7 protein-coding genes are annotated in these 12,631 nt (G+C 73.0%); 6 read left to right on the forward strand and 1 reads right to left on the reverse strand.

The genetic code is table 11. From position 1 onward, the window contains the following. Positions 1-273: 273 nt before the first annotated feature. From AB0I89_RS14345 to AB0I89_RS14360, 4 genes are read left to right on the forward strand one after another with little or no spacing between them, the layout of a single operon-like run. On the forward strand, positions 274-2,766 hold the full coding sequence (locus AB0I89_RS14345) for an amino acid adenylation domain-containing protein (protein WP_357125601.1): 2,493 nt from the start codon (positions 274-276) through the stop codon (positions 2,764-2,766). Continuing rightward, positions 2,763-6,050, forward strand: coding sequence for an amino acid adenylation domain-containing protein (locus tag AB0I89_RS14350; protein WP_357125604.1), 3,288 nt, complete (start codon positions 2,763-2,765; stop codon positions 6,048-6,050). Before AB0I89_RS14345 ends, AB0I89_RS14350 begins: the two co-directional genes overlap by 4 nt. Beyond that, entirely contained in the window at positions 6,047-9,136 is a 3,090-nt protein-coding gene (locus tag AB0I89_RS14355) for a type I polyketide synthase (protein ID WP_357125607.1), read from the forward strand. The genes AB0I89_RS14350 and AB0I89_RS14355 overlap by 4 nt, the downstream gene beginning before the upstream one ends. After that, the gene (locus AB0I89_RS14360) at positions 9,129-9,320 is read left to right on the forward strand and encodes an MbtH family protein (protein ID WP_355048249.1); all 192 of its coding nucleotides are present in this window, start codon (positions 9,129-9,131) and stop codon (positions 9,318-9,320) included. Before AB0I89_RS14355 ends, AB0I89_RS14360 begins: the two co-directional genes overlap by 8 nt. 339 nt (positions 9,321-9,659) lie before the next feature. Here AB0I89_RS14360 and AB0I89_RS14365 read toward each other — a convergent pair whose 3' ends face one another. Further along, positions 9,660-10,421 carry a hypothetical protein gene (locus tag AB0I89_RS14365; protein ID WP_357125610.1) on the reverse strand — a complete coding sequence of 254 codons (762 nt, stop codon included), beginning with the start codon at positions 10,419-10,421 and terminating at the stop codon, positions 9,660-9,662. A 400-nt stretch (positions 10,422-10,821) separates the two neighbouring features. Here AB0I89_RS14365 and AB0I89_RS14370 point away from each other — a divergent pair, with 400 nt between their 5' ends. Together AB0I89_RS14370 and AB0I89_RS14375 are read left to right on the forward strand one after the other, a co-directional pair. Beyond that, positions 10,822-11,301, forward strand: a complete 480-nt coding sequence (locus tag AB0I89_RS14370; protein ID WP_357125613.1) for a hypothetical protein — start codon at positions 10,822-10,824, stop codon at positions 11,299-11,301. Between the two features lie 78 nt (positions 11,302-11,379). Continuing rightward, positions 11,380-12,606 carry an MFS transporter gene (locus AB0I89_RS14375; RefSeq protein ID WP_357125616.1) on the forward strand — a complete coding sequence of 409 codons (1,227 nt, stop codon included), beginning with the start codon at positions 11,380-11,382 and terminating at the stop codon, positions 12,604-12,606. The last annotated feature ends 25 nt before the right edge of the window (positions 12,607-12,631 follow it).

A 12,631-nucleotide genomic window follows, 5' to 3' on the forward strand; every position in this document is an offset into this window, starting at 1 on the left:
AGGCTCAGGCGAGCGAAGAGACAACCGGGCCCTGCGAGTCGTCACCCGGCGTGGCTTCCCCCCGGCACGATCATTGCCTTCATCGAGCGGCATCGCCATAACCAAAAGAGTCGGTGTACTTACTGACTGCAATGCGCTATCGGCATAAAGCCGCGCTCAGGTTTCCCTCAGGTCGCCGCAACGGCACCCGAACTGTCCGTACAAGCAACTGGCACGGGCGCGGGCCAGACTCTCGGTCATTGCGTGTCACCCGCCGATCGGAGCTGAGATCCGATGACCGAACAGACAATTCTTCCTGTCCTTTCCGCCTTCTGGGAGCGGCAGCTCGCCGCCCTCCCGGACCCGCCGGACCTGCCCTTCCCGCCGACGGCAGACCCGCCCGGCGACGCCCGAGTTGACCTGGGCGAGGAGGTCGAGCCGCAGGTCAGCGTGTTGGCCGGCCTGTTCGCGCTGCTGCACCGCTGGGTCGGTGGTCGGGATCTGCTCGCCGCGACGCCGGCCGCCCCGACCGACGGTGGACGCTGGCTGCCGGTCCGGGTTCGGCTGCCCGAGGATCCCACCTGGACCGAGCTGCGGGACCTGGTCCGAACGGCGCTACGTGAAGCCCGGGCGCATGACAGGGAATTGCCCGAAACTCCTCTCGGCTATCGGCCGGTGGTATCGATTGGCTCCGATCAACCGCCGCCCGGTAATCGTGGTGTGTTGCGGCTGCTGATCGACGACGCCGACGAACGGCCGACGGCCACGGTGGCCGGACACCCGCACGTCGCGTCGATCGCGGCGGCCCTTGCCGTCCTGCTCGACCGGGCGCGGGAACGCCCCGGGGCGCGGCTGTCTGACCTGCCGCTGCTCGACCCGGCGACCGAACGGCGGGTGGTGCGTGACTGGAACGCCACCGACACCGCCTATCCGCGCGAGTCGTCGGTGCCCGCGCTGTTCGCCGAGTGGGCCCGGCGAACCCCGGACGCGCCCGCGCTGCGCGACGACGACCAGAGGCTCGACTACCGCGAGGTGGACCGGCGCGCCAACCACCTGGCCGGGCGTCTGCTCCGGCGCGGCATCGGCGCCGAGACGATCGTCGGGATCTGCCTCGCCGACACCACGACCTGGGTGGTCGCCGCCCTGGCGACGCTCAAGGTGGGCGCCGCGTACCTGCCGCTGGACCCGGGTTACCCGCCGGAGCGGCTGGCGCTGATGTGCCAGGACGCCGCGCCGGGCGTCATCCTGCACGCCGCCGCGCTGGCCGACCGGCTTCCCGACGACGGCACGCCCCGGATCGCTGTGGACCGCCTGCCGACCGACGACGGCCCGGCCCAGCCCCCGGCGGTGACGGTTCACCCCGACCAACTCGCGTACGTCATGTACACGTCGGGATCCACCGGCCGCCCCAAGGGCACCGGCGTCAGCCACCGCAACATCGTCCGGCTGGTCCGCGACACCACCTTCATCGACGTGCGCCCCGACGACGTGATGGGGCAGGCCGCCACGATGTCGTTCGACGCGGCCACGCTGGAGGTCTGGGGCGCGCTGCTCAACGGCGCCTGCCTCGCGGACCTGGACATCAACGACGTGATCGTGCCGGACCGGCTCCGCGCCCGGCTGCGCGACACCGGCGTGACGATGATGTTCCTGGCCACCTCCGTGGCCCGGCAGGTGGCGACCGAGGCGCCGGACGCCCTGGCCGCGCTGCGCTACCTGACCTTCGGTGGCGAACAGGCCGACCGGACCGCCGTGGAGCGGCTGCGGGCGGCGTGCCCGGACACGACGCTCGTCAACGGGTACGGCCCGACCGAGGCGACCACCTACAGCACCACGTACGACTGCGCCCGGCTCACCGCCGCGGACCCGGTCGTGCCGATCGGCGGTCCGATCGCCAACACCCGGGTGTACGTGCTGGACCGTCTCCTGCGACCGGTACCGCCCGGCGTGCTGGGCGAGCTGTTCATCGGCGGCGACGGCGTGGCCCGTGGTTACCTCGGCCGCCCCGACGCGACGGCCGAGACGTTCGTGCCCGACCCGTTCGGCCCCCGCGCCGGGGGCCGGCTCTACCGCACCGGGGACGTGGTCCGGCAGCGCCCGGACGGGTTGATCGAGTTCGTCGGCCGGTCCGACCACCAGGTGAAGATTCGTGGGTACCGGGTCGAGCCGGGGGAGGTGACCGAGGCGCTGCGCCGCGGCGGGCTGGTTCGCGACGCGATCGTGCGCGCCGATCGCGACGCCGCCGGTGACGCCCGGCTGGTCGCGTACGTCGTGCCCGACGAGGAAGTGGGCGTCGAGGCGATCCGGGAACGGGCCCGCGAGCAACTGCCCGACCACCTGGTGCCGGCCGTGTTCGTGGTGCTGCCCCGGCTGCCGCTCAACCGCAACGGCAAGGTGGACGTCGCGGCGCTGCCCGCCCCCGACGCCACCCCGGCAGCCGACGACGACGCTCCCCGTACGCCCACCGAGCGGGCGGTGACCGAGATCTGGCAGGACGTCCTCGGCGTGCCGGTGCGCCGCCGCGCCGACGACTTCTTCGACCTGGGTGGACGGTCCCTCAAGGCGACCCGGGTCCGCTCCCGGCTCGCCGCCGCGATCGGCGCGGAGGTGCCGTTGCGGCTGATCTTCGACCACCCGACGGTTGCCGGGCTGGCCGCCGCGTTGGACGAGATCGGTGGCACGCCCGCCGAGTCCGCCGATCCGGTCGCGCCGGTCGTGCTGGACGGGCCGCCCCCCGCCGATCTCGCGGGCCTGCTCGACCAGCTCGAACAGGACGCCGCCCGATGATCGGCGCGCTCACCCCCGCCCAGTTGCGCCAGCGCGTGGAGGCCCTGCCACCCGAGCGGCGGCGGACGTTCCTCGCGGCGATCCGCGCGGACGGCGACCGGTACGGCATCCACCCGCTCACCGCCGCCCAGGAGTGGATGCTCCTGCTGGCCCAGCTCCGACCGGACAGCCCCGCCTACCACGTGCCGTACCGGGTGGACCTGCGCGGTGACCTGGACGTGGCCGCGTTACGCGGCGCGCTCGACGAGATCGTGGCGCGGCACGAGGCGCTGCGCACGGTCTTCGTGCCGCTGGACGGCCAGTCGTACCAGCTGGTCCTGCCGGCGACCGGTCTGCCGCTCACGGTGGTGGACGTCGCGCCGGAGCGGATCGACGGGTACGCCGCCGCCGAGGCGGTACGCCCGTTCGACCTGTCCCGGGGGCCACTGGTGCGCGCCACCCTGTGCCGCACCGGCCCGGATGACTTCTCGCTGCTGCTCAGCCTGCACCACGTGGTCTGCGACGGCTGGAGCATGGGTCTGCTCTTCGAGGAGTTGTCGGCGGCGTACGCGGCCCTGCGGGACGGCCGTGCCGTGGCGTTGCCGACGGTCCCCCGGGACGTGCCGGCGGCGCTGGCCCAGGACCGGCTGCTCGGCCCGACCGAGCTGGCCCGGCGGCTCGACTGGTGGCGTGACGCGCTGGCCGGCGCGCCGCCCGGCCTCGACCTGCCCACCGACCGGCCCCGTCCGGTGGAGCTGGAGGACGCCGGCCACGAGATCGAATTCTCCTGGCCTCCCGCGTTGGCCGACCGGGTGGCCGAGGCGCAACGACGCACCGGCGCGACCCCGTACATGATCTTCGCGGCGGCCTGGGCGGCGTTGCTGCACCGGCGCAGCCAGCAGTCGGACCTGCTCATCGCCACGCCGGTGGCCAACCGTCAGACGATCGACAGCGAGACCGCCGTCGGTTTCTTCGTCAACACGCTGGTGCTGCGCAGTCGGGTCGACGGTGGACTGACGTTCGCCGCGCTGCTGGACCGGCTCCGCGACTCGGCGCTGACCGCGCTGACCGATCCGGTGCCCTTCGACGCCCTGGTGCAGGAGCTGCGCCCGGTCCGCGATCCCGGCCGTCATCCCCTCGCTCAGGTCATGTTCGCCGTCGAGGACGGCTGGGAACAGCGGCTGACGTTGCCCGGGGTGACCGTGCTGACCAGCGGCGAGACGCACACCGGTACGTCCATGTTCGACCTGACGTTGACCGTCGTCGCACACGAGGGGCGAATCGACGGGCGGATCGAGTACCGGATGAGACTCTTCGACGAGTCCACCGCCCGCGCGCTCGCCGACCAGCTCGACACCCTGCTCATGGCCGCGCTCGCCGCCCCGGACACCCCGGTCGACCGGCTGCCGCTGCTCGACCCGGCCGCCGGTCGGGACCTGGTCGACCGCTGGGCCGCCGCCGCGCCCGCGTCACCCGAGCAGCCGAGCCTGGGCGAACTGGTCGCCCGCCAGGCGAGGACCAACCCGGACGCGGTGGCGGTGGCGTACCGCGATCAGGCTGTCACCTACCGGGACCTGGACGCCCGGGCCGACCGCCTGGCCCGGACCTTCGCCGCCCGGGGTGTGCGGGACGAGACGACCGTCGGCGTCTGCCTGCCCGCCGGCCCCGACTGGGTGGTCACCTTCTTGGCCGTACTCCGATCGGGTGGGATGTACCTGCCCCTGGACCCGCAGCTACCGGCGGCCCGGCTGGCGCACCTGCTCGCCGACTCGGCCGCCGCGCTGGTGGTCACCACCGCCGACGCGCAGTTGGCGCTGCCGACCACCGACGTGCCGCTGCTGCGCCTCGACGAGCAACCGCCGGCCGTCGACGCCACGCTCCCGGCGCCCGTCCACCCCGACGCCGCCGCCTACCTGATCTACACGTCCGGCTCGACCGGGCTGCCGAAGGGCGTCATCGGCACCCACCGGGGGCTGGCCAACCTCGCCGAGGCGCAGGCCCGGCTGGTCGGCGTCCAGGCCGGCGACCGGGTCCTGCAGTTCCACTCGATCGGGTTCGACGTCGCGCTGTCCGACGTGGTCACCACGCTCACCGTCGGCGCGACCCTGCGCCTGCTCGGCCCGGACGAGCGCACACCCGGCCCCGACCTGGCCGCCGCGCTCGTCCGGCACCGCGTCACGGTCGCCGACCTGCCGCCGGTGGTCCTCGACGCGTTGGACCCCACCGCCCTGCCCGACCTGCGGGTACTCACCGTGGGTGGGGAACCCTGCGCGCCGGACGTCGCCGCCGCCTGGTCGCGCGGCCGGCTCTTGATCAACGGGTACGGCCCCACCGAGGCCACCGTCACCGCCACGGCCGCCCACTGCGCGCCCACCGACAGCGAGCTGCCGATCGGTCGCCCGCTGACCGGGGTACGCGCCTACGTCCTCGACACCGAGCTGCGGCCGGTACCGCCCGGGGTGCCCGGCGAGCTGCATCTCGGCGGCCTCGGCGTGGCCCGCGGCTACCACGGCGACGCCGCGCTCACGGCCGGACGCTTCCTGCCCGACCCGTACGCGCCGACGCCGGGGGCGCGCATGTACGCCACCGGTGACCTGGTCCGCTGGCGTGCCGACGGACAACTCGTCTTCCTCGGCCGGGCGGACAACCAAGTCAAGATCAACGGTTTCCGGATCGAGCTGGGTGAGGTGGAAGCGCACCTGCGGCAGCACCCGGGCGTACGCCGCGCCGCCGCCGTGGTGCGGACCGACTCGCCCGGTGGCCGACGACTCGTCGGCTACCTCGTGGGCGACGGGTTGGCGGTGGACGAGCTACGCCAGAGCCTGCTCCGGCGGCTGCCCCGCTACCTCGTGCCGAGCGCGTTCGTGGTGGTGCCCGACCTGCCGTTCACGTCCAGCGGCAAACTCGACGCGTCGCGTCTGCCGGCCCCCGCCGTGGCCCGCGCCGATCTCGGCGCCAGGTACGTGGCGCCCGACGGGGCCGTCGAACGGACCATCGCCGACACCTGGCGACAGGTGCTCGGGCTGGACGACGTCGGTGCGGACGACAACTTCTTCGACCTCGGGGGCACGTCCCTGCTGCTTGCACGGGTGCAGACCCGACTCGCCGACCGGCTGGGCCGACCGGTTCCGGCGGTGGAGCTGTTCCGCTACCCGACCGTCGCGCAGCTGGCCCGCTTCCTCGACGGCGGGTCCGCGCCCACGGCGACGCCGACCGGCGGCCGCCGACGAGACGAACGCAAGCAGGCGCTGGCCGACCGGGCCCGCCGGGCCCGCCCGGTGCCGGCGGGGGAGGGACGAGCGTGAGCGACCAGGAGACCGGACTGGAGATCGCCATCGTCGGGATGGCCGGCCGCTTTCCGGGCGCGGCCGACGTCGACGAACTGTGGCGTCGGGTCCTCGCCGGACAGGAGACCATCACCCGGTTCACGGACGCGGAGTTGGCCGCCAACGGGCTGAGCGAACAGGAGCGGCGGCACCCCGACCACGTGCCGGCGCACGGCGCGCTGCCGGACGTCGACCGCTTCGACGCCGGCTTCTTCGGCTACTCGCCCCGCGACGCACGGCTGCTCGACCCGCAACAGCGGCTCTTCCTCCAAACGGCCTGGACCGCCCTGGAACGCGCCGGTCACCTCGCCGGGGACCCCGACCGGCTGGTCGGCGTGTACGCCGCCGCGGCGGCCAGCGGCTACCTCCTGCACCACCTGTTCCGCAATCCACGGCTCGACTCGGTCTCCGAGTACGAGCTGATGCTCGCCAACGACAAGGACTCGCTGCCCACCCGGGTGGCGTACCACCTGGACCTGCGGGGACCCGCCGTGGCCGTGCAGACGGCCTGCTCGTCGTCGCTCGTCGCCGTACACCTCGCCGCGCAGGCGCTGCTCGCCCGCGAATGCGACGTCGCGCTCGCCGGCGCGGCGCACATCCTGCTGCCCACCGGCACCGGCTACCGCCACGAGGTCGGCGGCATCATGTCCCGCGACGGGCACTGCCGGCCCTTCGACGTACGCGCCACCGGAACGGTGGGAGGCGACGGCGCCGCCGTGGTCGTCCTGCGCCGGCTGGCGGACGCCCGCGACGACGGCGACACGGTGTACGCCGTCATCCGGGGCTCCGCCATCAACAACGACGGCCGGGTGAAGGTCGGGTTCACCGCGCCCGGGGTGGACGGTCAGGTGGCCGCGATCCGGGCCGCCCAGGAGGTGGCCGAGGTCGACCCCGCCACCATCGGCTACGTCGAGGCGCACGGCACCGGCACCGAGCTGGGCGACCAGATCGAGCTACGCGCCCTGACCGAGGCGTTCCAGCACGCGGTCGGGGGTCGGGGCGCTGAGGGTCGGGGCGCTGGCGGGGGTCGGTGTGCGCTCGGCTCGGTCAAGTCGATCGTCGGTCACCTCGACGTCGCCGCCGGCGTCACCGGGCTGATCAAGGCCGCGTTGGCGCTGCACCACCGGGTGGTACCACCCAGCCCGTACTGCACCGAGCCGCACCCCGAGCTGGCCGGCGGCCCGTTCCGGGTGCCCACCGCGCCGCAGCCCTGGCCCGACCTGGGCGGACCGCCCCGCGCGGCGGTCAGCTCCTTCGGCATCGGGGGCACCAACGCCCACGTCGTGCTCCAGGCCGCCGAACCGGCGCGGCAACTCCCCGACGACGAGCGGTCCGCGCACGTGCTGGTGCTCTCCGCCCGGGACGCCGACGGGCTCGCTGAGGCCCGTAGCCAGCTCGCCACCCACCTGGAGGCGAACCCGGACGTGCCGCTGGCCGACGCCGCGTACACCCTGGCCCACACGCGACGGGCGTTCGGTCACCGCCTGGTCGCCGTCGCCCCGGACGCCCGCACCGCCGCCGCCCGGCTCGCCGACCGCGGCTCGCCGCTGGTCCGCACCGGCGTCGCCACCGGTACGCCGGCCGGTGTGGCGCTGCTCTTCCCCGGCCAGGGCGCGCAGTACGCGGGGATGGGCCGCACCCTGTACCGCGCCGAGCCGGTCTACCGGGCGGCCTTCGACCGCTGCGCCGAACTGCTGCGCCCGCACCTCGACGTGGACCTGCGCACGCTGCTCTGCCCACCCGGCGAACCGGTCCCGCCCGTACCGGAGCTGGACGAGACCCGACTCACCCAGCCGGCCCTGTTCGCCGTCGAGTACGCCCTCGCCGAGTTGCTGCGGCACCGTGGCGTACGTCCGGTCGCGATGGCGGGACACAGCCTCGGCGAGTACGTGGCCGCCTGCCTGGCCGGCGTTTTCACGCTGCCCGACGCGCTCGCCACCGTCGCCGTACGCGGTCGGCTCATGCAGGCGCAGAGCCCCGGCTCGATGCTGTCGGTGGCGCTCGGCGTCGACGAGGTGACGGCGCTGCTGCCCGACGGCGTGGAGGTGGCCGCCGCCAACGCGCCGCGCCTCGTCACCGTCTCCGGCGCGACGGCCGCCGTCGCCGCGTTCGCCGCCGACCTGCGGGGGCGCGGAGTGGCCTGCCGCGAGGTGCGTACCTCGCACGCGTTCCACTCGGCCATGATGGAGCCCGCCCTGGCCGGCTTCGCCGCGCACCTGCGCGAGGTTCCGCTCAGCCCGCCCGCCGTGCCGATCGTGTCGAACGTGACCGGACGCTGGCTCACCGACGACGAGGCCACCGACCCCGCCTACTGGGTGCGGCAGCTCCGCCACCCGGTCAACTTCGCCGCCACCGCCGAACTGCTGCTGGGCGAGCGGTACGCGCTGCTGGAGGCCGGACCGGGCCGCACCCTGGCCACCCTCGTCCGTCAGCACGGGGCGGCCCGCGGTACGACGGTGCTGACCAGCCTGCCCGCCGACCGCACCCCGGCCGGCGAGGACGAGACGGTCGCGCTGGCCGTCGGTCGGCTCTGGCTCGCCGGGGCGCCCGTCGACTGGCCCACCGGACGACGGCGGGTGCCCCTGCCCACGTACCCGTTCGCCCGCGAGCGGCACTGGGTCGACGCGTACCGACCCGGTCCGGTCACTCTCGGCGAGAGCGCGCCGGTCACCGCCGCCCCACCACCGACCACCCCGGACACTGCCGTCGCGCCAACCGACGATCCGTACGAGGTGGTGCGGCGGATCTGGGTGGACCTGCTCGGGGTGGACGAGGTCGGTCCCGACGACGACTTCTTCGAGCTGGGCGGCCACTCGCTGCTCGGCACCCGGGTGGTGGCGCGGCTGCGCGACGCGTTCGGCGTCGACCTGCCGCCCGCCGCGATCTTCGAGTCACCCACCCCCGCCGCGCTGGCGCGTACCGTCGCCGACCTGGCCCGGCCGGCTCCCGCCGTACCGGACGGGGACCTCACCGACCTGCTCGCGGAGATCCGGGCGCTCTCGCCCGAGAGTCTCGCCCGTGAGCTGCACCTGGCCCGACACGAGGAAGGCAACCCTGATGGCTGACGAACACCGCGTGGTGGTCAACGACGAGGAGCAGTACGCCCTGTGGCCCCGGCACCGGGAGGCGCCGGACGGATGGCGCGACGCGGGCTGCGCCGGCAGCCGCCAGGAGTGCCTGGACTTCGTCACGCGCACCTGGACCGACATGCGCCCCCGCAGCGTCCGCGAACACCTCGCCGCGAGCTGACGGCCGGTCACCGCCTCGCCGCGCGAAGCCGTCCGCCAGCCCGACGCTGGCCCGGCCTCAGCGCTGGCTCAGTCTCGGCGTTGGTCTGGGCCCGGCCTGGGCGGTGAGCCCGGTCGACGGAGGTAAGTGTCCGTGCTGCCTGTCGAGCTGCCCCAGAAGTGGGGCAGCCCCACAGCCCCATGTGGTACCAGAAGTAGGGCAGCCGGCCAGCGTTCGGTCGTCCTGAGGGTGGGGCAGCTCGCCAGCGTTGGGTCGTCCTGAGACAGAGCCGCTTACTTGACAGACCCCGACCTCGGTGGAGCGTTTCGAGCCGCCGTCCGAATCGTTGCCCACTGCCACCTAGCGGCGTCGGAGTCTGGGGGTGCCCTGGTCAGGAGCCGGTGCCCTCCTTCCGGTGACGTTGTCGTTGTCCTGGTACTGGTGTGTTGGGGCTCCTGATGAGGGAATGCCTGCCACTTCGGCTCGCGACGAGGGGTCGCCGATGCTCATGGACTCGAAGCGTGAAGTCATGTCGCTGATGGAGGGGGAGGAGGCGGGGCCCGCGCTGTTGGCGTACTGGCCGTGGGAGGCCCACTGAGCCGCGACCGAATAGGGATTGGGATCCTGATACATCGTGCTCGATCCGGTGATGGCTAGACCAGCGGTGTTGCCGTCTCGGGTCACGGTGTATGGATTTTGTCTGGATTCGCTGGCAGTAATAAAATCATTCAGCATCCTGGGCAGGTCTGCTGAGCGGCTGCTTTCGGCGAGTTGGCCGGAGGGTCGAGCCCAGTCCGTGATGTCCTGATAGGTCGCCCGAGCCGATGTCTGCGGCGACCAGCCAGCGGGCGGGGCAATCCGCACATTTGCCGCACGATTCCGATTGGCGCCGTGGGGGGCAAAATCGGTATTCTTCCTGAGGACAAAATTCCTGCCCTCCCGCGCAAGCGTGTAGTAGCGGTGGCGGATTCCGTGCGCGTCAGCAAGGTCATCCAAGACTTCCTCGCTCAACGCGCTGAATCTTCTGACGCTAGGTGGAAGTCGGCCTGTGGCATGTCCCCAGGCGAGTGCGATCTGGGGATCGGCGAGGCTCGGGTCTGCGATGATTTCCTCGTAGGCCATTGGCGTATAACCGCGGTCGCGTCGTTCGCGGGGGGCATGCTTGTGGTCCTCCCGTGTGGGTGATTGCTGTCTGGCTCTCAACGGCGTGTCCATGACAACGGTTCAACACGACGGGTGAATTTTCCTCAGGGCAGCTCGCCAGCGTTGGGTCGTCCCGGAAGCGGTGCGGCTCGACGGCGGCTGGTCGTCCCGCAAGAGGGGTCAGCTCGCCAGCGTTCGGCCGTCCCAGAGATGGGGCAGCTCGACAGCGTCGTCGGATAGTGGGGGCCACCCCGCCCGTCGGGAAACCGTGGCAACAGGCAGCTGTCCGGCCGGGACCGCAGATCGCAGACCGCGACTCGCCTGAGCCCTGCACTGCCGCACCCTCGCGACGTCGAGCTGTCAATGTAATGTTGACACGGTGACGACGCCGCTGGCCGGTCTGGCTGAGGTCCGTGCCGCTCGTACCCGTCTGGATGAGCGCGAGGCCGAGCTGATCGACCGGGCCCGCCACGATGGCGTCACCTGGGCGCAGATCGCGACGGCCCTGGGCCTCGGCAGCCGGCATGCGGCCGAGCAGCGCCGGCAGCGCCTGGCCGTGGCACGGCGTGCGCGGCGGCAGGACCTGGACCGGGGCTACTCGCCGCGGATTGTGGCGTTGCGGGCCGCGGTGGCCGAGTTGGGGCGGTGGATCGCGACGGACCGGCGGTGGGACTCCCGCTTCCGTCGGGCGACACTGGTGCGGAGCACGGTCGACGCGGCTCTGGACGCCGACCCGGGGTCGCTCTACGCGCTGGCCCTGCATCTGCGCGCCGACCTCGACCAGGCGGGCGACCGACTGCCGCAGCCGGTGCACACGGTGGCGGACGCCCTCGACACCGCCTTGTCAATGTTGCATTGACACCGCACTGCCAGCATTGCCTGATCGAGGCTCAACCCAACAGGATGTGAGTGAACTCGGCTCAACCTGGAGGGTTGAATGCGGCGCAACGCCTACCTGTTCGTGGCGATCTCCATGCTGTCCGGCTTCGGCAGCAGCGCCATGTCGCTGGTGGCCGGCCTCTGGGTCCTCGACCTCACCGGCTCGACCGCCGTCGCCGCGCTCACCGGGCTCTGCGTGTACGCCCCGGTCCTCGCCGGCCCGTGGCTCGGCGGCCTACTCGACCGGGCGTCCCGGCGACCACTGGTGATCGCCGTCAACCTCGCGCTGGCCGCCGCCCTGTTCTCGCTCCTCGCCGTCCGTGGGCCGGGGCAGACCTGGCTCGTCTTCGCCGTCTCGTGCGCCTACGGTGTCAGCTACGTACTCATCGACGCGGGCGAGACGGCGCTGCTGCCGTCCGCGCTGTCGGCAGCGGAACTCGGCGACGTCAACGGGTGGCGCTCCAGCGCCCAGGAGGGCATGAAGCTCGTCGCGCCGCTGGTCGGCGCGGGCCTCTACGCCTGGCAGGGCGGGCACGCGGTGGCCGCGCTGAGCGCGGTGATGCCGATTCTGGTCGCCCTCCTCTACCTGGTGGTCCGCCTGAACCGGCCGCCATCCGGGCGACCGACGAGGCGGGCTCACAGCCTCCGTACCGGACTGGCAGTCCTGGCCGGACAGCGGACCATCCGCGTTCCGGTCCTGCTCGCCGGAGTGTCGATCGCCATGTCCGGCTTCGTGACCGCCGCTCTCTACGCGATCGTCGTCACGGAACTGCGCCTGCCAACGAGCTTTCTGGGGGTGCTCGCCAGCGCCCAGGGCGCCGGCTCCATCCTGGGCGGACTCGTCGTCGGTCGGCTCCTCACCCGACGGGGTCCCGTGGCCGTCGGGGTCGCTGGAACGGTGCTGTTCGCGACGGGTTGTCTGGCCCGGTGTCTGCCCTGGTGGCCGGTCACGGTGGCGGGCGCGGTGACCGTCGGCGTCGGACTGCCGTGGACCGTGGTCGCGGCGGTCACCGCCGTGCAGACGCACACCCCTGCGGCACTGCTCGGCCGGGTCGCCGCGACGGCCAACACCGCGATGTTCGGGCCGCTCGTTTTGACGATCCCGCTCGGCTCGGCGGCCGTCCACCTGGGCGGACGTCCACCCCTGCTCGGCGCCGCCGCGCTGTGCGTGCTTGCCACCACCGCCGCCGCTCGTAATCGTTGGCGGCTCAGCATCACGACACGCCGTCCACGCCGCTGCTCGGCGGCCAACGATCACGACCGGCAGACCTGCGTGACCGGCTGACCGGCGGGCTCCACGGACAGCGAGA

The organism is Micromonospora sp. NPDC049801 (assembly GCF_040656575.1).
GTDB lineage: Bacteria > Actinomycetota > Actinomycetes > Mycobacteriales > Micromonosporaceae > Micromonospora.

What these genes read in the sequence shown, in the direction of transcription:
- AB0I89_RS14345 (WP_357125601.1), top strand. Translation starts at nt 274, where the DNA reads ATGACCGAACAGACAATTCTTCCTGTCCTTTCCGCCTTCTGGGAGCGG.
- AB0I89_RS14350 (WP_357125604.1), top strand. Translation starts at nt 2,763, where the DNA reads ATGATCGGCGCGCTCACCCCCGCCCAGTTGCGCCAGCGCGTGGAGGCC.
- AB0I89_RS14360 (WP_355048249.1), top strand. Translation starts at nt 9,129, where the DNA reads ATGGCTGACGAACACCGCGTGGTGGTCAACGACGAGGAGCAGTACGCC.
- AB0I89_RS14365 (WP_357125610.1), bottom strand. Translation starts at nt 10,421, where the DNA reads ATGGCCTACGAGGAAATCATCGCAGACCCGAGCCTCGCCGATCCCCAG.
- AB0I89_RS14375 (WP_357125616.1), top strand. Translation starts at nt 11,380, where the DNA reads ATGCGGCGCAACGCCTACCTGTTCGTGGCGATCTCCATGCTGTCCGGC.